Origin of the sequence: Streptomyces sp. NPDC021093 (assembly GCF_044333135.1) — a bacterium.
Classification (GTDB): domain Bacteria; phylum Actinomycetota; class Actinomycetes; order Streptomycetales; family Streptomycetaceae; genus Streptomyces.
Genome location: NZ_JBIRQJ010000003.1, coordinates 772,938 through 796,163, shown reverse-complemented (window position 1 = coordinate 796,163; position 23,226 = coordinate 772,938). Strand labels below are relative to the sequence as shown.

Below are 23,226 nucleotides of genomic sequence, written 5' to 3'. Positions count from 1 at the left end.
GCGGCTCTGCCAGAGCGACGACCATAGGGCGAAGCGGTCACGGCCTGTGCGGGCAGACGTGACTTGGCCGGTCATGCCGTTCCGGATCCGGGCCGTAGCGCGCGGATACGTTCCGAATGCGCTGATACGTTCCGCCCGAGTCTCCTGGCATTCACGGTGCAGTTGGCCCCACCGGACTCGGCTCGGACTGGACCCACGGGTGCGTTCGACTCCGGCTCGCGCTGGCCCCTCACTGCGGTTCTGGGGCAGGCGACAGGCGGGGCCGACGGAGGCCGGAACGGGCTACGCCCGCTTTGGGGTGGTCCAGACGAGGCCGGAGGAGTGGGGCCGCTCAACAGCGTTAAAGCCACGAATGTCCTTCAGGACGCGCCCCATCGCCCTGGACCTGGACGGTGTCGGCGGCTGGCGCAGCTGGCTCAAGTGGACTCCCCGGTTACCGAGAGCACGTTCACGGAACTGCTACGTCGCCCGGACGCCGACGTCACCCATGGCAGCCAGCGGTCCCCGAGCAATGCTGGCCGCTCGGTGTCGCCAAGGGCGGGACCGACTGCGCTTCGATTTCGCGCGACTTCGTCAGCCATGAACGGTGCCGTGGCACTCGTGACTTCAAAACCCGGTTTTGAAACCACTCACCGAACGAATCGCCTGGACCGGAGCATGTCGGGCGCCTCACACGTGGCACCCTGTTCCGGTCCGCCAGTACCGGCCGCCCCTGCGGCCGGGAAGAATACGGAAATCGGAGCATCCTCGTGGCACGTATGACCGCGGTTGTGAACCGCAAGGGAGGCGTCCCGGTCGGCCGACGGTGTCCCGGTCGCCGGCATCACGGTGGCGCAGGTCTCCGGCCAGCGTGACGGTGTTCCACAGGTGCGGAACGGGTCCGGCGCCCAGAAGGGTGCTGAGCGCTGCGGCCGCGCGGATACCGGCTGCCTTGCCCGGCCGGTCGTGGAAAGTGAACAGCCCGTTCTGCACGGGCCCGTTGAAGTGCAGGACATCCGTCATCGGTCTCCTCAGCAGTCCGGCCGGAGCGCACCGCGGGCATGGAACAGGCCGCCGGTCGCGGCCTGTTCGTAGATCCGAAAGGCGGCGTTGGACGTCTTGTGCAGGCGTGCTTCGTCGACCAGGTCGGTCACCGGCCGGCGCTCCAGGACCGCGCGCAGCGCCAGGAGCGTGGTGTGGTGCGTGAACGCCACCACGTCCACCTCGGGCAGCGCGGGCAGGCCGTTGGCGAACGCGGTGGCCCGTCCGAGGACGCCTTCGGTGAGGGACTCGCCACCGGGGCCGGGAGGCGTCCACAGGTGCTTGCGGGTCTGCCGGTCCTCCGCTCCTCGGGGTAGGTGGCGTACAGCTCCTCGGGGCAGGTGGCGTACAGCTCCTGCTTGGTCATGCAGGTGGCGGCGCCGTAGTGCTGCTCGTTGAGGAGCGCCGTCGTTTCGAAGGGGGTGCCGGGCAGGGCGAGCGTGGCGGTCGATGGCGCGCCGGTACTGCGAGGTGTGGATCGCCGGGCCCGGTGCGGTCAGGTCGCGCAGTGTGTCCCGCAGCCACAGGCACTGGAGGAAGCCGCGGGGAGTCAGGCCGATGATGTCGCGGGACAGAGCGTGGTCGGCCGGCCCGGTCCACGGCCGGGGACGGGGACGGGGACGGGCATAGAAGCCGGTGTACTTGGTGGCGTTCTCTACCGAGAGATGTTTCGCCCTGGGTACTGCCCACACGCTACTCGCAGCCCAGTGGAGCCGCCTCACCACAGCCGGAACGAAGGAGCCGACCAAGAAATTCTCTGACTGGAAATGTTCGTTACGGATCTCTCGACCCACTCATAAGGTGTGCGCTGAAAGTGAATCGCCGGCATCGTCACCCTCGGGAGGACCAGAGGACCAAGGACGAAACCAGATCCGGATTCTCACATCCGTCAACAACTTCAATCTGTAACTTCAATCTGTTTCGCATCAAGAGCGCGGTGGGCAACGTCTGCGTCGGGGCATCGATCGTGTCGGCGAGGCGGCCGCAGGTTTCGGTCCAGAAGCACTCCCAGACCTGGGCGATCGGCCCCGTGGGTCCGGTGTACGCACCAGGTCACCATGCTCTTCACCGGCCTCTGCTTCCCCTCCCCAACGCACACGAAGGAACGCAGTTGGTCCTTCAGGACGACCCCGCTCCGCTGCCGCACCAGTGCCGGGGTTTCGAGCGCGTTTCCTGAAAGCGCCTTGAAGCGACCGTGCACGAAAACCGACGAAGTCCTCCGGTAGTCACCGGACGGCGAGCCGCGAAGTGTCGTGCGCCGTCAGCACGGAGCCCTGCTCGTACACCCTCCAAGAAGGTGCACGAGCTGGGCCTCCTGGATTTCCGTCAGAGCCTTTCGCCTTGTTGTTTCCGCTGTCACGAACGGTGAGGACCACAATGAGTAGTTCCACGCAGGCCACTACGTACTCGACCGAGGGCATCTGGTCCGAGACCCACTGGTGGGGGTTCCAGATATTCCTCAACCGCGAGGGCATGGAGACCCTCGACGAGGCCATCGAAGCGGGCGATGCGATCGCTGAGATCCTGTCCGCGGCACTGGACGGCGACGGAATCGGCGAAGTGATCGAGGTGGTCAGCTGGATCGTCAAGGCGAGGTGGGCGCTGACGAAGGCCGTCGCCGGAAGCGGCGGTGTCGAGCTCACCTCCCCCTGGATCGCCCCCGGCATGCTCATCCCGACCCCGCTCCAGGACGACGTCGGCGACGAGAGCCTGTACTGGGCCGTCCACGACGGGACCCGGTGGTCGCCCGACCACAAGTTCAGCCACGAGTTCAGCCAGGACGGCGGAGCCCTGGGCGTCCTCCGGAAGTCCCTCGTGTGCGTGCACCGCGGCATGGACTCCGACCAGCGCCTGCTCTGGACCTCCTACGACGGCAACGGCGCCTGGACCGACGACCGGCCGATCCCGGGCGTCTCCAGCCGGATGCGGCCCGCGCTGGCCACGTACCAGGACCAGTTGTACTGCGTCCACCGCGGCGCCAACGACGACCAGTCGCTGTACTGGCTCACCTACGACGGCACGTCCTGGTCCGGCGACACCCTGATCGCCCCCGGCATCTCCACGGCGGTCTCACCGGCCCTGGCCGTGTTCCGCGACAAGCTCTACTGCGTCCACCGCGGCGCGAACAACGACCAGAAGATGTACTGGCTCGCCTTCGACGGCACCTCCTGGAGCGAAGACACCCAGATTCCCGACATCTCCACGGCCACGGGCCCGGGGCTGGCCGTCTTCCAGAACCAGCTGCACTGCGTCCACCGCGGCGCCAACAACGACCAGACCCAGTACTGGCTCACCTACGACGGCACCTCCTGGTCCGGCGACACCCAGATCCCCGGCATCACCACAGCCGCCGACCCCTCCCTCGCTGTCTTCCAGAACCGGCTGTACTCCGCGTACCGGGGCGAGGGCAGCGACGAGCGTCTGATGTGGACGACCTTCGACGGAACGAGCTGGGACAAGGACCAGCAGTTCCCCAGCCACACCAGCAAGTTCTCCCCCGCCCTGGCGCTCTACCAGGACCAGCACGCACGCGCTGACCACCTCTTCTGCCTCCACCGGGGCCGCTGAGCCCCACCGGCCGGAGCAGGCGGCTCAGTTCCCCGGTTTCGCCGGGTCGCGGCGTCACGGCACCCCCGGAGCTGAACCCCAGAAGTCAGTCCTTGACTACGGCGACGAGCATCGCGCGGAACGCGTGGACGGCGGACTGATCCTCCGGGGAGTGGATGCCGGGCGCGTGGGAGCGGTGGCGGAAGAGTCGCTTCATTGGCGGGTGCTGCCTTCCGGCTGAGGGGCCGTTGCGTCGGTGCGGGGTGGGGCGGGGGCCGTGGTCGGCGGGTGTGCGTAGCGGACGGGGCGTCCGAGTTCGTCGGCGTAGTCGATCTCCGCGCGGGTGGATGCCCCGATGTATCCGCCGGGTGCGACCACGACGACTTCGTCGGCGAGCAGGATCTTCTGGCGGTGCAGCCGGTCCAGCTTCGGCTTCAGTACCTCGGCTTGCGCTGCGGTTTCCCACAGGGCGTGGGGGTGCTTCATGTCGCAGCCGGGGGCCAGAACGATGTGACCTGCGGCTGTCTCGCGGGCGTTGGCCTCTTGGAGCTCGTTCCAGAAGCGGGTGCTGCCGCAGAGGACGACGATGTGCGGCCAGTCGGCCGGGGAGTCAAGGGGGGAGGTCTTCGATGAAGGCTGCCGCACGGGCTCCGTCGAAGTCGGGGCCAGTGGCGCCGTGCAGTGCCCTCACGTACTTCTCGCGGAGCCGGAGTTCGAGTCGGATCTGGTCGGTGAGGTCAGTGCTCATCGTGCTCCTTTGACGTGTTCGGACATGAGGGAATGGTGAGCGGTCACGCTGTCGTGGCTGTACGTCCGCAACGGCTGTACGGGGAGACAGCGCCGCGTACGGGTTCACCGCGGTGGAGTGCCAGGAGGTCGTCGGCGGCAGTGATGGGGTACCAGAGCTGGCCTCGGCAGCCGCGGCTACGGCACCCCGTGGCGGCCTCGAAGGCACGGGCGCCCGTATCGAATCGCATGTTCATCGACTTGCCGCGTACCGCGAGCGCACCGTGGTGGTAGTTCCGGTCTTGCCAGGTCCAGGCCATGAAGTGGGCGATCTCGTCGCCGAGAAGCCTGCGGGCGTACGGGGTGGCGGTGAAGGCGGCGGGGAGTTCCATCTGGCCGGTGAGCAGCCTGGCCGAGCGGATGCCGGACACGGAGACAGCAGGCCTCAGGCGGCGCAGGACCCGGCGAGGAACAGACCGCGCCCGTTCTGCTCGTTGGGACCCGCCTGGCGGATCGTCGGCGTGAAGGCGGCACCGCTGTCCACGGCGATGACCACCAGACCGGAGTGCAGGAGGAGCGCGAAGTCGATCCTCTCGCCGTCCGCGTGCTGTACAGCATTGGTGACCAGCTCCGTGACGACCAGCCGGACCCGGTCCACGATCTCCTCAGAGGCGCCACCGTGGCGGAGCCTCGCCGCCGCGATCCTCCGTATCCGGCCGGGCAACTCCAGGTCCGCCTCCGACCCCTGACGTGCCCGGAGTTCGAGGCGGTGTGCTGGACGGAGACGGCCATCCGGTCCAGGCCGTCCAACTGGTCCCAGGCGCGTGGCTGGTTGGTCTTGATGACGGCGATGCAGTGCACCTGCTTGGTCTCCGCGAGCCAGGTGGCGTTGGCCTTCACCGAGTGCAGGGCGTCGAAGGTGATCACGTCTCCGTGCAGGTCGAGGGGTACCAGGAGGGGCTGAAAGTGTGTGGTCTCGTTGGTCTTGCGTCCGATTTCGGCCTGGGCGAGGGTGAAGGGGCGGTCGTGGGCGAAGGCGGACAGCAGGTGCCGGCGGGGCTGTTGGAACCGGGCCGAACCGCGCAGGGACTTCCCGTCGACGGCGATCGCGCGAGGTCCGGTCGTTTCGGACGCCGGGCCGGTCTCACGGTGCCGCCTGGCCGGCCAGGACCCGATGGCCGCGTCCAGCGCGTCACCGTCGAGACGTTCCGGGACCCGGCCGATCGTGGAGCGTGACGGCCCTGCCGCCGACCCAGCGGGTGCCGCCGCACGCCCAGGAGGTTCAGCAGCCCGGTATCCGCACGGACTTCCCACTCGGCGAGCTCGTCGATGCTCCGGGCGCCCGATACGGTCGCCGCCGCGCAGATCAGCAGGATCGGGGCCAGCGGGTACCAACGACCACGCCGCGAGCGCGGATCGGGTATCGCGTCCAGGAAGGGGCGCACGTCGGTGACGTCGTCCGGGCCGAGGGGATCCCGTTGCATCAGCACGGCAGGGATCGGAGAAGACGGAGCGGCGGACACGGGCTACCTCGTGATCATTGGGCTTCGACACCACAAGGATCACGAAGCCGTGTCCGCTTCGCTGTCCGGCCCAACCCGACACAACCGGACCCGCCAGCTCACGCCCCGTAGGATGTTTCGTCTGTGATGTCCATGAAATGGGGGGATTTTGTTCTATCGAATATGTAGCCGGATCGTGGCCGTGGGAGCTTTGCTCGGGGCGATGCTGGTGTTCGCTCCGGCGGCTTCGGCCGCCGATACCGGGGCGATTGCGAAGTCTGCCGGCCAGAAGTGGGTCCTGAAGTCCGAAGCGAATGGCAAGTACGTTTCGTCGGAGATCAAGGACGGCGACGACCAGTGGGCCAAGCTCCGCGCCCGAGCGGACACCCCTGGGGCATGGGAGCGGTTCACGCTGCACACCGATGACAAGGCTGAGACCGTGAGCCTGCGCTACGAGGCCAGCGGCTACTTCGCCAGCGCCGAAGTCCAGGACAGCGACACCCACAAGGGTATGTTGCGCGCCCGCGGGGCCAAGACAGGCAACTGGGAGCGGTTCTCCCTGATATCGCAGGGCAGTGGGAAGTACGCGCTGAAATCACAGGCGAACGGCCTCTACGTATCAGCTGAGATCAACGACTCGGGCGGCGACAACGGCTTGCTGCGCGCCCGCTCGACGACGATCGGTTCCTGGGAACGCTTCACACTGGAAAAGGCCACCATCGCCGGAACCGGCGGCACTGAGCTCGGCAAGGCTCTCCCTCCCCTCGCTCCTTCGACCGCTTCCCGGCGCACGACACAGGTGATGTCCTGGAACCTCTGCGGCAATAACAACAACGGTTGTGCCAACTATCTGACAGGCAAGGACGCGCTCACCGCGGACCTCAAGTCCCGGCTGGCACGGCACGGCACGCTTCCCGACGTGATCTTCTTCCAAGAAATCTGCGAAAAGCACGCCAAGCCCATCGAGTTGCTCTTGGAAGGCATGCAACCAAAGCGCGGATGGGACGTGCGGTTCGCGCCCATCAATTACAACGTCCAAGGCGCCAGCGGCATGAAGGCGCAGAAGCAGTGCACGGATGCCGGAGGTTACGACCGAGGGGCCTACGGTGTCGCTGTGGCCGTTCCTGATGAGAACACCTGGTACCAGGCGTACGACCTGAAGTCCCCCGCCGAGGCCGTCAACAAGAATGGTCAGAAGTACAAGGTGGAGCAGCGAACTGCGATCTGTGCGACAGTTCCCTCGCATGCGGCCATGTACTGCTCGGCGCACTTCAGCACCGGTGGCCAGAACTGGGACGACCCCGCTCGTACCTTCCAGCGGCAGCAAGCCGCCCAACTGATCGAGGCCGCTGATCAGCGCGGCTATCGACCCATCTTCGGCGGTGACTTGAACGTCACTCCGCCGGCGCGGGGTTTCAACGTCCTCAAGCCGATGTACGACCGATACCAGGAGTGTGACGAGAATTCTCCGATCGCCCCGGGCGACGGCAGGGACACCATGAGCGGGGCGAAGATCGATTACATCTTCGGTCCGGGAAACTCCACCAGTTCCTGCTCGATAGAGAATTACACCGGTCGCTCCGACCACTACTCGATCCATTCGGTGATCTCCCTCCCCGCATACTGATCGCGGCCGACCGGCCAATCCGGAGAGTGTCCGGTCCAGAGGCTGCACCACAGTCGTGATCTTGTGGTGCAGCCTTCTCGTTACCAACCAGCCACGTGCCCGGGACCAGTGGGACGGCCTGGAGCGGATGGCCGTCTCCGTCCGGCACACCGCCTCGAACTCCGGGCACGGCCGCCGCGAGTCCCGCCCGATCAGGACCGTCGGGATCGACGACAGCCTCGGCGGCATCGCCCTCCCCCACACCCGGCTCGCCCTGCGCGTCCACCACCGCCGCAAACAGACCGGGAAGAAGGAGACCCGCGAGACCGTCTACGCGGTCACCAGCCTCGACGCCCACCAGGCCGCCCCCGCCGCACTCGCCTCCTACCTGCGCGGACACTGGGCCATCGAGAACTCCAGCCACCACATCAGGGACATCACCTTCCACGAGGACGCCTCAAGGGTGCACGCCGGCGCCGCACCCCGCGCGATGGCCGCCTTCCGCAACCTCGCGACCGGCACCCTGAAGGCCGCTGGAGCAACCAACATCGCCAAGGCAACCGCGCCATCCGTGACAACCCCCACCGGGCCCTCCCGATCCCGGGCATCACCAACAACCAGGCTCTTACCGGAACTTGATCACGCCCTGGGACGCCCACGCCGTAGGGTCCGCCCCCTCGGAAGCTTGCTCAGAGGGCATCTGAGCTAGGTAGCTGGTGATCTGGGATGTTCTTGTGACTGCTGGCGATGATGAGTCATTGCACAGCGGGTGAGCACTCGTCGCCCGGATCGCAGTGATGTGTCCGATGCCCGGTGGGCTTTGATCGAGCCGGTGTTCGCGGCGTGGCGATCCGGGCGGACCGGGCCCGGTGTGGCGGCGCGGGTGCATGACCTGCGGGAGATCGTGAACGCGATCCTCTCTGTCAACCGCACCGGCATCCCGTGGGAGTACCTGCCCCACGACTTCCCACCGCACAAGACCGTCTACGACCACTCCGCGAAGCGGGAGGCAGGCGGCACTACCGGACGGGTCCACGATCCGCTGCGGGACAAGACCCGCCGCGCCCACGGTCGCGCCGCGGAACCACCGGCTGCCGTGGTGGACGCCCAGAGCGTGAAGACCTCGGCAAACGTGGCCGGGACCAGCCAAGGCAACCCGCCGAGCTGGCAGATCATCACGAACCGGACGCCAATCGACCACTCCGAAGCCCTGGGGGAAGCAGGAGGCACTGCAGGGAGCTGTACTCCTCTGCCGCACCTTCACCGCCTGGCCCTCGAAGAGGGTGAAGTTGCCGGACCTGGCTGCGTTCGCTCAGGTGACCCGCGCGGCCACCAGGGTCTCGAAGGTATAGGGCCGCAGCCCATCGGTACGGCCGGCGAAGTACCGCTGCTGGAGGTCTGCACGTGCGGGATGGTCCACGACCTCTAGCCCGCACCGGCTGATCAGCCTCTCGATCTCGATTACCGGCCAACCGGGCTGAAGAGGCTCGCCGGCAGAAGCCGCGATCGGCGTGTAGATCCGGGCGAATTCCGTCCCCGCGTCGTCCAGCACACAGTCCTCGGCCCGGTAGGAGAGCACCACCTCAGACCCGGGAGCAGCCGCCGCGATCGTGCGCAACGTCGACTCGATCGCCTGCGCCGTCAGATAGGGAGCGACACCCGTCCAGCAGAACATCGCCGGCTGCGCCCAGTTGAACCCGGCCGCGCCCAGAGCACCCTGAACCGGTTCGGCCTCGAAATCAACCGGCACGAACACCTGCGAGTCGCTGAGCGGCACGCCGAGCACCCTGACCCGCTCGAGCTTCCAGGCCTGGGAAGCCGGATGATCAACCTCGAACACCGTCAGCGAGCCGAGCAGATCCGGCCGCCGCCACGCGAACGAGTCAAGCCCCGCGCCAAGAATCACGTACTGCGTGAAGGCGCCGGCAGCCAGCCGGTCCTCGGCGTACCGGCTGCGGGTGCAGACAGCCGCGCGGGACTCGCGACGGACCGGGCCGGGGAACAGCGGATCGAACCGGTCTCGCAGCTCCCGCCATACCGGGCCGACAAGCACCAGGGCCAGCACATCGTCCAGTACCCAAGGCGACGCCGTCTCCAGACGAAACAATCCACGCGACACGGCCGCAAACATCGCCGTCCTGCTCGGCGCGCTCTCCATGCATTCCTCCTCGCCGGCCAGAACCCACGCGCGCCCACTCCGGCCTGTCGCTGCGACTTCGGGTCACAGCACCACTGCGGCAGTACGTAGATCCGAGTCCAGCCGGCGGCCTTCGCACTGACTCTACGACCCCAAATCGCAGCACCACTGTGGCCCTGGCTCACCGACGGCTCCCTCCCCGGTCGACGTGACCTGCACGTGGGCCCTGCAGCCCGTCGTCGCCAGGTCGGCAGATACCTTGCGGGCCCACGGCCTTTGGCCCGCACGGGGAGTCCTGATCACCGGCAAGGTACCGACGCAGTACACGGCTTTGTCTCCCCAGCCCGCTCCGCACCGTTGGCGGCGGGTGAGTGGGAACGTGTCTAGCTGATCCGGCGAGCAGGTCCAGGCCGAGTGGCGTGCATGAGTGCCAGACGGCTTTGCCGTCGCGTTGGGTGGTAACGAGGCTGGCGGAACGCAAGGCCTTGGCATGTTCGGACGCGGACGACTTGGCGATGCACAGTTCAGTCGCAAGGTCCGTGGTATTGCGCTGAGTAGTGAGCAGACCGAGGGCAGCGGCCCGGGTGGATCCGAGCAGAGCTGCAAGGGGGTCGACAGCGGTCGGCGCGTCGAGCAGGGGAAGCGGGGTCACGGCCGGGTAGACGAGAAGAGTGGGTGCGCCGGGGCGGGGGGGGGCGAGCATAGGCCGGAAGGGCCGTATCGCCGAGGGCAGAAGAATCAATCCCCTTCCATCGAGAGCGAGTTCGGTGTCACGGGGCCGGTCGAGTTCCAGCGCCGCTCCTTGCCAACGCGTGCCGGGAAACAGCCCGGCCAGCGTGGCACGGATGCCCTGTTCAGCCAGGAGTCTGGTGCGCCAAGCACGCTCGGAGTCGAACCCGACCTGAACGCGGTGCCAGGACGGAGCCAGCAGGCTGTTGTACGTGGTACGTACCGCACCGGCGAGGAGCTGCCAGGCCTCCCGATCCTGGTCGGCGAGGTCATGGATCCACCCAGTGGGCGGGCGACCCCCGGGGGCATATACACGCGCGAGTTCTGAGCGGACGAATCCGGATGGGGCGGACCGGATCTGATCGAGGCCGTCGGACAGTCCTCGGCTGAGCGGGTCCATGAACACTGGTCCTCGTCCGGAGGGGGGAACCAGTTCTGTCAGTGGGCCTGCGCCGTGGGGAAGGGCCTGGCGCATCGACTGCCGCCATCTACCAAAGGCGGGCGGCAGATCGGGACGTTGCAGTGCGGCCAAGGTCAGGGCCAGCTCCATCATCGGTGCCGGCTCACGGGCGAACGTCACTCGCAGCAGGTCTTCAGCCGTGAAAACCACCCGCAGCATTCCCGCCCCCTCTTGACTGATTCCTCAGCACGGGCCCGCGACGGCGACGGTTCGGCCAGGGCCGAATACATCGCAGGCCCGAGGGCCTGCCCCGATTGTTGGTCGTGAGCCCGGCGACCCGGAAGAAGCGAACCGGACAGGCCGCGGGGCAGAAATCTGCCCCGCATCGGCAGACGGAGGAAGCAGACATGACTCGATTGATGCGAACGCCGCGTGCACGCAGGGTTACTGGGCTCGGCGCCGCAGCTGTGCTTGCGGCCACGGGCCTGCTGGTCGGCGGCCAGCCCGCGGCTGCGGGCCCCAACGGCCAGCAGATCAAGTTCGAAGACCGGCAGCACATCGCCAACTCCGTCTACGTGAAGGGTCACAACCAGCACGGACAGGTGGTGGGCCACTGCTGGAACACGCCGACAGCCACCACCCATCTCGCGGGCTGGTGGTGGAAGGGCTCGGTCAACGTTCATCAGTGGTCGAAACAAGGGTGCAGGGGCACAGAGAAGCCGATGCTGCGTGCGTATATCCCAGTAAGCCAGCCAAGTGACTGGACGACCGTCCACAACTGACAGCAGGTCCGCCTCACTCGCGGCGTGGTTCCCCACTGCCTCAGACCAGTGGGGAACCATGCGGTCCGAGCAAGTCTCGCCCACAGTAACGGGCCCAGCTCAGCTTGACTCTGACGCGTAAATAACTGCAGGTGGGTGGGGGTCTGGGCAGAAGTGCTGGCCCGGTCGGGGTTTCTCCGCCGGGCTTCGCCCGTACTCGTCCATCCAGCGGCTTCCATCGGGTCGAGGGTGACGCGGCAGCCGAGTTCGTTCAGCTGGGAGACGGCTCTGGGGGCGGCTCGTTTGGACGCCAAAAGCCGCCGCACTCGTGACCTGTTCACCTGCACCGGCTGCGGCCACAGCACTCACGCCGACATCGGCGCAGCCGTCAACATCAAGCACCGGGCACTCGCAGCGCAGGAAACAGAACAGGCTGGCACGACGAGCCTGAAGAGGTGAGCTGGCCGGTCAGCGGCTGTGGCGTCGGCGTAGTCGCGGAAGCTCTCCGACTGCATCCGTCCGGCGAGTCCACGCAGGCCCCGACCAGTTTGATACACCCGCTGTTGCCCTGCTGAACGACCCGCTGCCGCACCGTGCCTGGGCCTGACGCCTTGAAGGTACGGCCTTTTCGGGCCCCGATTGCCGGCGGCCAGGCCCCCGGATGTCACTCTGTACGCTGCCCGGCAGCGCCCATCTCATGAAGCCGATGCTGCCGCCGGGAACACCTGCCACCGCGCCGTACACCTCGACCAGGTACCGGTCGTCACCATTTCTCGGCGAGGTCCTCGAGCGGATTCACGGCGTGTGCCCGACTGAAGCGGTCGGCTGCCGCAATGGCGTCGCTGATCCAGGCACGTGCCCGCACGGTGGTGCCGAGATGAGTGGCGAGAACTTTGGTGATGTCCTTGAGCTGGTCCTCGCGGTTGAAGACATCAAGGACGAACGCGGCCAGCGGGTCGAAGTCGCCGTTCTGCGCCTCTTGCACGGCAGAAGCCATGGTGGAGCGTATGCGGTACAGGCCGGCGGCGTCCTTCAAGTCGCGCCAGAAGCGGGCCTCGTGATGGCCGGGCAGATCGTTGAGCAGGGCAGCGAGCTGCTGTTCAGCGTCCAAGGTGCGGGTTCCTTCCGTGAGATGTTCCGTCAGTATCGAGGCCGGTGCCCGCGTACCGAGCGGCTTTCCCCAAACCGTCTTCCGCCGGGGTGCCGCACCGGGTTCTACCAGCGGCGCAGGCTCTCGCGGAGTTCCTTGTGCCACCAGTACCGGTGGTGGGCGGCCGCGTCCGGCTGGGGACCGAGCGCGAGGACCTGGTCGTCGATGGCGCAAGTGAGGCGATACAACAGGACGCGGATGGCGCACTCCAGCCACTGCTCGGTGCCCCGGGCCGGAGGCGCCGGGCCGAGAACGGTGACGAACCAGACGGGCAGGAGCAACCGGTTGCTGACGGCGTCTGCCAGTCTGCTGCGCAGGGCCAGCGTCAGCCGCTTCTCCGCCCGGGCGCCCGCGGCAAGTGCCGGCTGCTTGTCGGCGCGGGCGGCGGTGTCGGCGGCCAGCGCGGCAGAGGCCGCTTTCGCCTGGCTCGCCTGCCGGGGCGCAAGCCCTGCTGGAGGGCGGCCTCGCTGGCGATGGCACTGCGCAGCCGGGCGGCGGTGTCGGCGCGGCCTTGTGTGCCGTACCTGCTGTCGGCCAGGGCACCGGCCAGTTCGACCACTTCCCCGCGGGCCGCGCGGTGCTGGTCCTGTGCGTCACGGAAGCGTTTGACCTGTCGTCGGTGCAGGTCGCGTTCATCCTCGTCGAGGAGGGCGTCGGCGGCGTCCCACCCGGACTGCATGGTGCGGGCCAGGGCGCGCTGGTCGGTGGTGAAGGTGTCCAGGTCCGCAGCGGCGGCCCCACCGGCGGCCATGATCTGGCCCTCCAGCAGCCGCACGTGCTGGGTGAGCCGTGTGACGGCCTGCTCCGCCGTCGTGACGCGGTCTCCCAGTTCCTCTTCGATCTCATCGACCCGCTCGGCCTTTTCCTCGCATTCGGAGATGTCGTTGCGGATCTTGCGCAGTTCGTAGTCCAGGTCGTCGGTGTACCCGAACCGGCCCTTCAGGCTCTCGTGCTCGCTCTCCAGATCGTCCAGACGGCTGTCCAGGTCACGGACCTTCCGATCGGTGCTCTGCATCCGGTACTCGAAGTCGTCACTCACTTCGCCGCCTCCTGCCCGTCCGCGGACAGCACTCCCACGACAGCCCAGCCGACAAGGACAGCGGCGATGAACCAGGCGGACAGCACTCCGAGGACGACCAGCACCACCAAGGCCCCCAGCAGGTGCAGGCCGATGGCTGCTGCACGACGGGCCCGGTGGTCCTTGGGCGATGCCTTCAGCGACCACCCGGCAACAGTGGCCAGAAAGTGCGGCACAGTCAGCACCAGCCACCATGCGGTGTGTCCGAAGAAGAAGACCATGGCGATGAGCACAGCGGCCACACCGGACTGGGCGCGCCAGGACCAGAAGATGACCTTCTGACTGCGCAGCCGCTGCGGTTCGGCGAGCCGGCCCGGCAGCTGCTGCTGCTCAAACGCCAGCAGCGTCTCCGCACGTTCCACCAGGGTTTCAAACGCCTCGTCGGGCACCGCTTCTCCGGCCCCGAGGGCGGCAACGCGCGCATACTGATCGGCCAGTGCCCGCGTGAGATCCCCGTGCCGTTCGCGCAGTTCGTGCTCCGTCCCGGCCACTGACTCCCCCGTCGCAGACGCCCCGATCCCGCACGCGGCGGGTATGCGGCTTCGAGTATCGCGACCGCACCACCGGCCCACCGGATCTTCGACAAGGCTGGCCTGAACCGGTCGATCCCCACCCGGCGTAGAGGGCTGCCGGCCGCAGGAGACGCGTGGGTGGAGGACGCCACGCAAGGCTGCTGGCGAATTCACGCGGTGGCCCGGGCGCCGAGGGCGGCACCCGCATGGTCTAGCAGCATGTCTTCCTGGGCCTATGGCGGGCCTAGCGTCGTTTTGGCACTGCTCAGTGCATCCGGCTTCTGCCAGAAGGGTCGCAATGAAACGACGTTCGTCCTACGGGATGGTGGCTTGTGCCGCCGCAGCGGTCACCCTCTCGTCCTTCGCCGCTCCGGCCGGGGCCTCTCCCGCCGTGGCGGGCGCTGCCGCTGCGGCCGAGCCCGCGATCTTCACCACACCGGGTACGACCAGCTATTCCGTGCCGGCAGGGGCCAGTTCCCTCACTGTCGAAGTGTGGGGCCCCGGCGGTCACGGTGGCCTGGGTGGGCGAGGCGGCTACTCGTTCAGTGGTGGCGGCGGTGGCGGCGGTGGCGGTGGCGGCGGTGGTGGCGGCGGTGGCGCGTACATCAAGTGCCAGCTCACCAAGGTCACTCCAGGGCAGACCTTCGGAGTCACCGTCGGGTCGGGGGCGAGCTCTTGGGGAGCGAGCCGTGTGCGGAGCCTGACGGCCGGGGTCCATGTCAGCGCCTTGGCCGGTGGAGACGGCAGTGACGGGTCTTACGGCCACGAAGGTGAAGGCCGATTGTCGAATGCCCGTGGTGGCGCAGGTGGGGAATTCGGCTATGGCGGTGCTGGCTCGGACATCACAGTCTGTGCCGGGCTGTTCAGCGTCTCTGCCACGAAGCTGGAAAGCCGGGAAGGCAATTTCGGAGGCGCAGGGGGGAATGGAGCCCCAGGCGGCGACCAGACTTCATGGGGCTCTCAGGGTATTGGGGGGCGCGGTGGTAATGGCGGCAACGGCGGGGCCGGATATCAAGGGATCGGCGGAGGCGGCGGTGGCAACGGCGGCTGCGGCGGTCAGGGCAACCCTGCCGGAGCCGCCGGTACCCCGGGAACCGGAGCCGAGGGAGCCGCTGCCGGGACGGGTTGCACCCCCACCAGGGCACCGGGAGCAAACGGGCGTGTAGTCATCACACCCTCCTGACACCCGCCCCCACAACAGCGTCGGCCTTCAAGACCCCAGCCGGTTCTCGAAGGCCGACGCCATCCCCCTGCCACCCCGAATCCGCCGACCGCCCGGCCGCCCGCTTCGGCTCCGTCCTGGCCCACCTGTGCGCCGCCGGTCTCGGCTCCCTCGCGGACCTCGCCTTCCGCGGCCAGGACACCGAACGCACACGACCCCCATGACCGTCACCGGCTTCACCGTCCCGCCCGCGCACAAGCTCACCCCGGCCAAAAGACCGCCCACCGGGTCCTCGCCGTCGGACGTGCACCCGTCGAGCACAGCCTCGCCCACCCTAAGAACCGGCGAATCCTCGCCAAGCTCCGCCGCACCACCGCGAAGGGCGGCCGGGCGGGGCGCCGGGCGCCCCGCCACCACGCTGCAGCGAGAGTCCACCGCCGGGCCGCATCGGATCGATCCCCACCCCGCTGGGCAGGCCGGCCACCGGCGTTGGCGTCCCGGGGTCGAGCGGGTCATCAGCGCTGGTGGATACCGAGTTCAGGGTGACTTCGGCGGCTGGAGCGCCGTCGTCGCCGCCCTGCACCCCGGCTGCGGCAATGTTCTGCATGACGTCCAGGCCCTCCGTGACACGCCCGAACGGGGTGTAGTTCGGGGGCAGCGGCGAGTCGGAGTAGACCAGGAAGAACTGGCAGCCATGGGTGTTGGGGCCGCTGTTGGCCATGGCGACCGTGCCCGCCGGGCAGGTGGCGCCCGCCAGGTTCTCATCGGCGAACAGGTATCCAGGAGTGCCCGCGCCCGTGGCGAAGTGAAGGAACCGTCAGTTCGCCCAAGTGTCCACGCGTGCAGGGTCGAAGGAGGATGGTGAAGGACGCAGAAGTGCAATGCCATTAGCAATAGGCATTTCAGCGCCCAAAGGGGAGGTGTTCGTGCGGAGGGTGACCAGGGCAGTGCGGCCTCCTACCGCGTGCGGAGCCGGTGAGCCGTGTGCCGTGCCCACCACATCGCTGCCCCGGCCACGGCCAGTTGCCACAGCAGTTGCGTCACGCCGTAGAGAGCTCCGCGCGCACTGGCGAGACAGACCGGCAGGAGCAGACAGATCACCAGGAGGGGGCCCCGCACGTACCAGGCCGCGGCCTGGTACGGACCGGTGTTGCCCATGGGTGTGTCCACTCCGATCGCCAGATGCATCGGCATGACACCGCGGTAGGAGCTCACCAGCGCGGCGGCGACCAGTGCCGGCACCGCGGCGAGCAGAGGTGCAGCGGCTCGCGCGGGTGCTCCGGAAACGACGCACACCGCCATGCCCACCGATGTCGCGGTGAGCAGCAGCACCAGCGGCACCACCGAGTGGAGCAGCGCGAGGCGCCGGAAGGACCAGGGCAGACCGGTCGAGCGCTGTATGTCGTCGCTCTCCAGCCGTGCGGGCTCGGTGAGTTGCGCGGCCCCCAGGTACAGGGCGAGCAGGGACATCGCGGTGGCGAACTGCCGGGGGGAGGCCGCGAGGGAGGGAGCCGCCGCCGCTGCCAGGAACGCGAGGGCGGTCCATGCGAGGGCCCAGCTGATCCGGCGTGGCTGGCGCAGCAGGCAGGTGAGGTCCCGCCATGGCACCAGCAAGTTGTGCTGCCGGGGTACGGGCAGGCGGAGCAGTGGTGTGGTGCGCTGCTCCTTCAGTACGGGCACTCCCGACCTGGCTTGCCGGAAGTCCAGCATGGCGACAGAAGCGCCCACCCGTGCGGCGACGGTGGCCCTCAGGCGCAGGGCGGACTGCGGGATGTCCGGCAGTTCCCGGACTGCCAGAAGGAGGCCGAGCACCGGGGTGCAGAGGGCGAGCGCGGTGCCGGCGGCAGCCGGCGGCCCCATCGTGCCGAGCGCCCAGAGAAGGGGCTGGCCGGCCCACCCCCAGGGGCCGGACCAGAGCAACATCTGCTCCAGCCCGTACGTTTCGTGGCCGCGCCACGCGATGACAGTGCCGGCGGCGGCCAGGGCAGCCAGGGCCCAGCCGAGGGCAAAGAACTGGCCGGCCCGGCGCGCCATGGCCTCGGCATGGCGTTCCACCAGAGCACCCAGGGCAGTGGAGACAACTGCGGCCGAGAGTCCGGACGCCGCTCCCGCCGCGGTCACGACGGTCCACGGGAGAGCGGACAGGTCCTGGAGCAGAAACCCGGCCACGGCTCCGGCGGCGCATCCCAGCCCGCCTGCCAGAACGGTCGAGGAGAGCAGTCTGGGCAGCAGCAACGCGCGCCGGTGCACCTTCGAGGGAAGGAGTAGACGAGTGGTGGCTCCGTCCAGGACCACCGGGCCCCGCCACATTGCTCCGCGCGCCATGAAGAGCAGCACGCAGAGCAGGAATGTGGGCAGCAGGAACAGCAGTGTGGTGCAGGTCTGCTCCGAAACGGCGGCCGTGGGGCCGGCCGCCGGTGCCGACCTCGACCAGATGATGAGGGCCGGGATGCCCCAGAAGCCGCCGAGCAGGGCCACCGTGTAGAGGATGAGCCCCGCGCTCCTGCGCCGCTGTGCTCGCGTGGAGTGCCTGGCGCGGTGCAGGAAGTCCAGGGCCTCCTGCGCCTCGGCCTCGGTGCTGCCGTGGTGCCGCCGGCTCATCGCTGCGGTTCCTTCGCGAGGACGTCCGGTGCTGCCCCGGCCGTGCCGAGCTCGACCATCCGGTCGGCTACGTCGTTCAGTGCCTGGTGGTGGGTGGCCATCAGGACCGCCCGTCCGTTCCTGCACTGCTCGGCGATCAGCTGCGCCAGGTTGCGCCGGGCGGCGGAGTCGAGCCGTTGTTCCGGTTCGTCGAGAAGGAGCAGGTCGTACGGTCTGACGAACGCCAGGGCGAGCAACAGCGCCTGCGTCTGGCCCGAGGAGAGTGCCGACGGGACCTGCCGGGCCTGTTCTTCGAGGCGGTGTGCCCGCAGGACCCGCTCGACGGCGTCTGCCGCGGCCGTTCCCATGCCGTGGGAGAGGGCCACGAGCTCCAGGTGTTCGCGCACGGTGAGGTCGGGGTAGAAGGCTCCGGGGTCCATGACGGATGCCACGCGCGCGCGGACAGTGGGCGCGTCCTCGTCGATGGGCTGCTCGTCGAAGAGAACCCTGCCCCCGGTGGGCCTTTCACGGCCGGCCGAGATGCGCAACAAGGTGCTTTTCCCCGAGCCGTTTTCGCCCATCAGGGAGACGCACTCCCCCGGGTGCACTGCCAGGGTGACTCCGTCGAGGACCACGCGATCGCCGTAGGTACGGGATACATCGCTCAGGCGGAGCAGGGGAACGCGTTCTGTGCGTGCACGGGTGCCGTCCTTGACACGTGCCACCTTCTGTCGGCGCCTTGCAGATCCGAGCTTTCCGGTGTGGGAATTCTTCACGAGGCTGCGGCTTCACTCTCGTACGGGTCGTTCATTTTTTCTTTCCTCGGCCCTTCTGGGCGAGCGATGAGACGGTGGATCAGATTCTGCTGCACCAGGTTCCAGCAGTTCGATGTGACCCAGTACAGCAGCACACCGACGGGAAGTGCGAGGCCGACAATTCCGAACATGGGGGCCAGCACAAGCAGGATCTTCTGCGAGCGGACAATCACCGCAGGCGTGGCCGACAGTTCCTGAGTGGCCTTCTGGCGTCGCGTGGAGGCACGTACCGAGAGGAAGGTCGAACAGGAGCTGATCACGACGGCCAGTGCGGTGACAGTAATGGCCGCGCCCTGCCCTGTGGACATTGCCCGTAGAAACGTGTCCGAGATGTGCGCGCCGAACACGTTCGCATGCTGTGCACTGTGGACCAGTTGTGCGGAGGTCGCGTAGGCATCCTGACCGGCAGCAGCCTCCGAGATGCGGTGCAAAACCTGTACCAGGCCGATGAAGACAGGTATCTGGACGACCATGGGCAAGCAGCTCACCAGTGGATTGCTTCCCTCTGACCGGTACAGGCGCATCAGCTCCTGGTTGAGGAGCTGCTTGTCATCGGCGTGCTTCGCACGGAGTTGCTGCACCTTCGGGGTCAGCTGCTGCAATCGGCGTGTGGCCTTTGCCTGCTTGATGTACAGGGGGAGCAAGAGGATGCGCAGAAAGACTGTCAGCAGCACGATGGCGCCCGCCCACGCCCATCCACTGCCTCCGTCGAACCCTGCCATCCGGAGTCCGGAATGAATCCAGTTCAAAAACATGGAGACGATGTGGTAAAGCCAGTCGAGCGCGTTGAAACCCTTATTTGTTACGGCATACGGCGACCCTCTTGTCACCCAATGAGCACCGAGCCTGAGATCTTTCCACGCGACGGTGCCCCTGGCGCTTGGGCGCGGAGACACGTTATCGAGCATCCAGAAGAATGCATGTGACCAATGAAGCTAAGTGACGAATCAACAATTCCGGTACCCGGCCAGGTATTTGGAGTGGCTGATCCGCGGCTGGTGGTGCCCGGGGCGGGATTCGAACCCGCACGGCCATGGGCCAGGGAGTTTTAAGGACCCAGTGTCTAACCGATTCCACCACCCGGGCATAACGCTCATCTGCGGTTCCTGCGCGACCGCCTGTCGGTCCGGGATCCTGGTCGAGCCCGTGCAGTTGGGCGTTGGGTCGCGTGTGACTCTCCCTCCGCGCTGAGGCTTGACCTCCGCACCGGGGCTTGAAGGGATTGGCTGCTGCGCGCGGCAAGGTGCCAGAGGGCGGCGAGGAGCAGTACCGAAAGGCCGATGCGTAAGGCGCCGTCGGTGTTCCTGATGGGTGCGGCTGTGGCCAGGAGAGCGGCAGCGAGCAGCATCATGCCAGCGTGGCTGTTGCTTCTTGACGGCGAATCCGCCGCTGCGCAAGTGGCCGACTGCTGCTTCGTGTCGTGCTGCATGGTTGCTCCTCTCGCATCAGATGAACTGCCCCCGCAGGCACGGCCGGTTGGTAACTGCGGGGTGGATCCGCTGCGGTGGAGCCGTTCCGTCCACCGCGTCAAGGACTCCATGGCGAGCGTGGGCACGCTGCGCCGTGTGGGGTCCTCTGGGGCGTCAGCTGCGGTTGTGCCACTGACCCCACCTGCCACCGCGCCGGCTGCGTGCGCGCCGAATCCCGTCGCAGAAGGGCGGGAATCGGCGGTGCCGCTCCGGCCCCAGGGGGCAGGAGCGGTGACGGATCAAAATAATAACGAACATCTCTTTTTTTTCAAGACGGCACCGCGGTCGTCGCAGGCGCCCACGAGCTCCGGACTGCACGAAAGCGCCAAAGCGGAACTACTGGTGCAAAGATTCCGGTACTTGGGCAGGGATGCTGCAGAAAGATGCGAAGTCTGCCCCAAATGCGGCAACTCGGCATTGCGGCAGGCCTCATGACACTGAAGACTCGGTGCTGATGCCAGCAGCAGGCCCGTCTGGACCGCAAGGTCTCCCGTCGGGTGCGGCTGCTCGCCATGTCTGCCAGTGAGCCACGTGGAGAGTGCAAGAACATGCAGGACAGGGCAGCCCGTACGCGGGCGCTCATCGTAGACACCGCCGCCGCTGAGTTTGCCCGCGAAGGCTACGACGGTGTCACCTACCGGCAGATCGCCGCGGCGGCCGGGGTTTCCATCGGTTCCCTCACCTTCCACTTCGCGTCCAAGAGCGATCTGGCGGACACGGTCCTGGAAGAAGGCAGGCGGGCGGCACAGCAGGTCGTGCAACGTGTCGCCGGTCAGGGCGGGCCTGCGCTGCAGCAGGTCTTAAACATCGCCGTGGAGCTCACCCGACTGCTGGAACAGGACATCCGCGCATGGGGGGCCCTGCGGCTGACCCGTGACCGACCGCAGGCGGTGTCATGGTCCGGTCTGTATCTTCCCACTGTGCACGGCCTGCTCCTCCAGGCCCGGGCGGCCGGCGAGCTCCGCGCGGCATCACCGCCGGAGGATCTGTCGGTGCTGGTCGAGCACCTGGTAAATGGAGCCGAGGGGTACCTCAGGGACCGGATCGCGGGGCAGCCGGGGGCCGAAGACCCGTCTGAGCGGCTCCACAAGATCTGGCGCCTCGTTCTCGACGGGGTATCACCGGCACCGCTCGCTCCGTCGGTCCCCCCGGACCTCCCGGCTCCCCGAGGCCTCCAAGAAGGCGATCGCACCGCCCCGTAGACGGGGATGAGGGGCGGGGCCCCTGCCCGTACAACGCACGAAGCGGGGGGCTTCCTTGACCATCTGGCCTGCATTCGCTCCCCGCTGATGTGGCGGCCGCGGGAAGACCGAAATCGGCTCTCTGTCACGCCCGCAGCACCGCGGTCTGCGTGCGGTACCAGTGTGCCGCTCCGGCAAGGAAGTGGAGAGGGTCCCGTTCGAGAGTACGGCGTGCGATGTCCCAGATCTGGTCACTGCGGTACCAGTGGTCGCGGGCCAGCAGGCCGAACTGACGCTCACTCACCCGGCCCCGGGTGGCGCGCAGCTGGTCGAGGCACTGGTCCCAGGAGAGGTCCCGGTCAGCTGCGGGGAGCACCCCGTGGACGGCCAGCGCGGCCATGAGATCCGCGTTGCGCACCGGCTCGGGGTGACTGGCGTGGAATACGCCTCTGGGTGTCGTGGGGGCATCCTGCGCGAGAGCGGCGATCAGGCGGGCGAGGTCGGTGACCCCGATGACGGAGAGGCGGCCCCGGCCACCGTCCCACCTGGCGGGGACGCGTGCGATGAGTTCGGCCAGGGCCGGCACCACCCAGCGGTCTCCGGCTCCCAGAACCAGACCGGGCCGCAGCACTGTCGCCCCGGCCGCGAGTGCGTGCTGTTCACCAGCGAGGCGGGTACAACTGGCGGGGGACGCCGGGGCGGGCACCAGTTCGGCGACATCGGCGCCGTCGTGCGGGCCGGGTCCGTAGACGGCTGCCGTGGACAGATGCACGATCCGGCGCACGCCCGCTCTGCGGGCCTCCCGCATCAGCGCGGCGGTGCCACGAACGTTGACGGCGGTGCAGGTCGCGGTGTCCGGTCCCAGAGCACAGGCCAGATGAAGGAGGGTGTCCGCACCCTCGCACAGGCCGCGCAGGGTGTCCGGCCGGCTGAGGTCGGCGGTTGACCAGGTGTCGGCCAGGCCCTCGTCCACCGGAGGCCGGCGGGCCACGGCCGTGAGGTGCGGGGCGGTTCCCCCGGCGCCGCGATGGCGCCCGGCCAGTTCACGCAGGACGGCTGATCCGATGTAGCCCGTGGCTCCAGTGAGGACGATCCGCTCTGCCCTCATGCGCCGCTGTCGGGCAGGCGCAGGGTCTCGCGGGCCTGCGGTGTGGCGATGGCGCGCAGCAGGTAGCGCCAGAGGGTACTGATGCGTTCGGGCAGGTCGGCCCGACGGCTGACCATGGTCGAGAAGATCTGGGTTCCGGTGTAGGCCGCGACCAGGAGGTTCGCGAACTCGTCCTCGTCGACCTCGTCGAGCAGCTCGCCCCGTCGGCGGGCAGCCACGAGCTGGGTGCGGAACTGATCCGCCCACTCCTGGTAGGCCGTGGCGTCGTGCCGGCCGAAGTCCTCCTGCTCGACCGCCAGGCGCACGCTCGCACGGAAGAGCACGTTGTGCTGCAGCTCGTGGGTGATGTGCGTCGTGATGTCGATCAGCCGCTGCAGTCCGTCCTCACCGAGGGGCAGCTCGATGAAGTCCTGCTGACTGGCCATGATGGCCTCGGCGATGCCCAGCTTGGACTTGAAGTGGAAGTACATGCCGCCCTGGGTCACTCCGGCCCGCTGCATGATCTTGCTGATGCTGGCAGCGCCGTAACCGCACTCGTCGAAGACCTCTGCGGCCGCGTGCAGAACGATCTGTCGCGTCCTCACCGCCCGTTCCTGTTTCGGCTCCGTGAGCTCCATCAGGACCACCCTCCCTCGACAAACAAAACGAACAACCATTATTTTACTACGGGCCGTATTGACCGTAGACGTCTGCCACAGGCATCCGCATGCCCTTTTTACATAGAAATCATCACGTCTCCAGGG

23 protein-coding genes, 1 tRNA gene and 2 pseudogenes are annotated in these 23,226 nt (G+C 67.8%); 7 read left to right on the top strand and 19 right to left on the bottom strand.

What is annotated here, in order from left to right:
* Positions 1-1,010 precede the first annotated feature (1,010 nt).
* Entirely contained in the window at positions 1,011-1,712 is a 702-nt protein-coding gene (locus ACH4SP_RS12345; protein WP_398413449.1) for a histidine phosphatase family protein, read from the bottom strand.
* 685 nt (positions 1,713-2,397) lie between these two features.
* Between ACH4SP_RS12345 and ACH4SP_RS12340 the strand changes: the two genes are divergently transcribed.
* A complete protein-coding gene (locus ACH4SP_RS12340; protein ID WP_398413447.1) occupies positions 2,398-3,588 on the top strand; it encodes a hypothetical protein in 1,191 nt (396 codons plus the stop codon).
* A gap of 192 nt (positions 3,589-3,780) precedes the next feature.
* Here ACH4SP_RS12340 and ACH4SP_RS12335 read toward each other — a convergent pair whose 3' ends face one another.
* The 6 genes and pseudogenes from ACH4SP_RS12335 to ACH4SP_RS12310 form a co-directional block, all read right to left on the bottom strand.
* A complete protein-coding gene (locus tag ACH4SP_RS12335) occupies positions 3,781-4,212 on the bottom strand; it encodes a hypothetical protein (protein WP_398413445.1) in 432 nt (143 codons plus the stop codon).
* Positions 4,178-4,315: a hypothetical protein gene (locus ACH4SP_RS12330; RefSeq protein WP_398413443.1), complete on the bottom strand. Its 138-nt coding sequence runs from the start codon at positions 4,313-4,315 to the stop codon at positions 4,178-4,180. Before ACH4SP_RS12330 ends, ACH4SP_RS12335 begins: the two co-directional genes overlap by 35 nt.
* Before the next feature lie 43 nt (positions 4,316-4,358).
* Positions 4,359-4,724: a hypothetical protein gene (locus tag ACH4SP_RS12325; protein WP_398413441.1), complete on the bottom strand. Its 366-nt coding sequence runs from the start codon at positions 4,722-4,724 to the stop codon at positions 4,359-4,361.
* A gap of 14 nt (positions 4,725-4,738) precedes the next feature.
* Positions 4,739-5,017 (bottom strand): ATP-binding protein, encoded by a 279-nt coding sequence (locus tag ACH4SP_RS12320; protein ID WP_398413439.1) that lies wholly within the window; start codon positions 5,015-5,017, stop codon positions 4,739-4,741.
* A gap of 74 nt (positions 5,018-5,091) precedes the next feature.
* A pseudogene (locus ACH4SP_RS12315) lies at positions 5,092-5,607 on the bottom strand (ISAs1 family transposase); the annotation flags it as partial.
* 20 nt (positions 5,608-5,627) lie between these two features.
* Positions 5,628-5,777, bottom strand: a pseudogene (locus tag ACH4SP_RS12310) (transposase family protein); the annotation flags it as partial.
* 214 nt (positions 5,778-5,991) lie between these two features.
* Here ACH4SP_RS12310 and ACH4SP_RS12305 point away from each other — a divergent pair.
* From ACH4SP_RS12305 to ACH4SP_RS12295, 3 genes are all read left to right on the top strand, one after another.
* Positions 5,992-7,422: an endonuclease/exonuclease/phosphatase family protein gene (locus tag ACH4SP_RS12305; protein WP_398413438.1), complete on the top strand. Its 1,431-nt coding sequence runs from the start codon at positions 5,992-5,994 to the stop codon at positions 7,420-7,422.
* Between the two features lie 61 nt (positions 7,423-7,483).
* Positions 7,484-8,110, top strand: coding sequence for an ISAs1 family transposase (locus ACH4SP_RS12300; protein WP_398413436.1), 627 nt, complete (start codon positions 7,484-7,486; stop codon positions 8,108-8,110).
* 60 nt (positions 8,111-8,170) lie between these two features.
* Positions 8,171-8,830, top strand: a complete 660-nt coding sequence (locus ACH4SP_RS12295) for a transposase (protein WP_398413435.1) — start codon at positions 8,171-8,173, stop codon at positions 8,828-8,830.
* Here the strand turns inward: ACH4SP_RS12295 and ACH4SP_RS12290 are convergent.
* Positions 8,714-9,559, bottom strand: a complete 846-nt coding sequence (locus ACH4SP_RS12290) for a class I SAM-dependent methyltransferase (protein ID WP_398413433.1) — start codon at positions 9,557-9,559, stop codon at positions 8,714-8,716. The genes ACH4SP_RS12295 and ACH4SP_RS12290 overlap by 117 nt on opposite strands.
* A gap of 1,515 nt (positions 9,560-11,074) precedes the next feature.
* On the opposite strand from ACH4SP_RS12290, the gene ACH4SP_RS12285 reads away from it, so the two are divergent.
* Complete coding sequence (locus ACH4SP_RS12285) at positions 11,075-11,449, top strand: hypothetical protein (protein ID WP_398413431.1); 375 nt, start codon at positions 11,075-11,077, stop codon at positions 11,447-11,449.
* Between the two features lie 135 nt (positions 11,450-11,584).
* Positions 11,585-11,887 (top strand): zinc ribbon domain-containing protein, encoded by a 303-nt coding sequence (locus tag ACH4SP_RS12280; protein WP_398413429.1) that lies wholly within the window; start codon positions 11,585-11,587, stop codon positions 11,885-11,887.
* 304 nt (positions 11,888-12,191) lie between these two features.
* On the opposite strand, the gene ACH4SP_RS12275 is transcribed toward ACH4SP_RS12280, so the two are convergent.
* The 9 genes from ACH4SP_RS12275 to ACH4SP_RS12235 form a co-directional block, all read right to left on the bottom strand.
* Positions 12,192-12,539, bottom strand: a complete 348-nt coding sequence (locus ACH4SP_RS12275; protein ID WP_398413427.1) for a hypothetical protein — start codon at positions 12,537-12,539, stop codon at positions 12,192-12,194.
* Between the two features lie 104 nt (positions 12,540-12,643).
* Complete coding sequence (locus tag ACH4SP_RS12270; protein WP_398413426.1) at positions 12,644-12,859, bottom strand: hypothetical protein; 216 nt, start codon at positions 12,857-12,859, stop codon at positions 12,644-12,646.
* Between the two features lie 44 nt (positions 12,860-12,903).
* Positions 12,904-13,617, bottom strand: a complete 714-nt coding sequence (locus tag ACH4SP_RS12265; RefSeq protein ID WP_398413425.1) for a hypothetical protein — start codon at positions 13,615-13,617, stop codon at positions 12,904-12,906.
* Positions 13,614-14,147 (bottom strand): hypothetical protein, encoded by a 534-nt coding sequence (locus ACH4SP_RS12260; protein ID WP_398413423.1) that lies wholly within the window; start codon positions 14,145-14,147, stop codon positions 13,614-13,616. Before ACH4SP_RS12260 ends, ACH4SP_RS12265 begins: the two co-directional genes overlap by 4 nt.
* Positions 14,148-15,664: 1,517 nt before the next feature.
* Positions 15,665-16,105: a peptidylprolyl isomerase gene (locus ACH4SP_RS12255; protein ID WP_398413552.1), complete on the bottom strand. Its 441-nt coding sequence runs from the start codon at positions 16,103-16,105 to the stop codon at positions 15,665-15,667.
* Between the two features lie 182 nt (positions 16,106-16,287).
* Positions 16,288-17,931 (bottom strand): DUF6297 family protein, encoded by a 1,644-nt coding sequence (locus ACH4SP_RS12250; RefSeq protein WP_398413421.1) that lies wholly within the window; start codon positions 17,929-17,931, stop codon positions 16,288-16,290.
* A complete protein-coding gene (locus tag ACH4SP_RS12245; RefSeq protein WP_398413419.1) occupies positions 17,928-18,545 on the bottom strand; it encodes an ATP-binding cassette domain-containing protein in 618 nt (205 codons plus the stop codon). Before ACH4SP_RS12245 ends, ACH4SP_RS12250 begins: the two co-directional genes overlap by 4 nt.
* 137 nt (positions 18,546-18,682) lie before the next feature.
* Entirely contained in the window at positions 18,683-19,633 is a 951-nt protein-coding gene (gene yidC, locus ACH4SP_RS12240) for a membrane protein insertase YidC (RefSeq protein ID WP_398413416.1), read from the bottom strand.
* Positions 19,634-19,724: 91 nt separating this feature from the next.
* Positions 19,725-19,811, bottom strand: a tRNA-Leu gene (locus ACH4SP_RS12235).
* A gap of 880 nt (positions 19,812-20,691) precedes the next feature.
* On the opposite strand from ACH4SP_RS12235, the gene ACH4SP_RS12230 reads away from it, so the two are divergent.
* Positions 20,692-21,396 carry a TetR family transcriptional regulator gene (locus ACH4SP_RS12230; RefSeq protein ID WP_398413414.1) on the top strand — a complete coding sequence of 235 codons (705 nt, stop codon included), beginning with the start codon at positions 20,692-20,694 and terminating at the stop codon, positions 21,394-21,396.
* Positions 21,397-21,520: 124 nt separating this feature from the next.
* Here ACH4SP_RS12230 and ACH4SP_RS12225 read toward each other — a convergent pair whose 3' ends face one another.
* Together ACH4SP_RS12225 and ACH4SP_RS12220 are read right to left on the bottom strand one after the other, a co-directional pair.
* On the bottom strand, positions 21,521-22,483 hold the full coding sequence (locus tag ACH4SP_RS12225; RefSeq protein ID WP_398413412.1) for an NAD-dependent epimerase/dehydratase family protein: 963 nt from the start codon (positions 22,481-22,483) through the stop codon (positions 21,521-21,523).
* Positions 22,480-23,067, bottom strand: coding sequence for a ScbR family autoregulator-binding transcription factor (locus tag ACH4SP_RS12220; protein ID WP_398413410.1), 588 nt, complete (start codon positions 23,065-23,067; stop codon positions 22,480-22,482). Before ACH4SP_RS12220 ends, ACH4SP_RS12225 begins: the two co-directional genes overlap by 4 nt.
* Between the last annotated feature and the right edge of the window lie 159 nt (positions 23,068-23,226).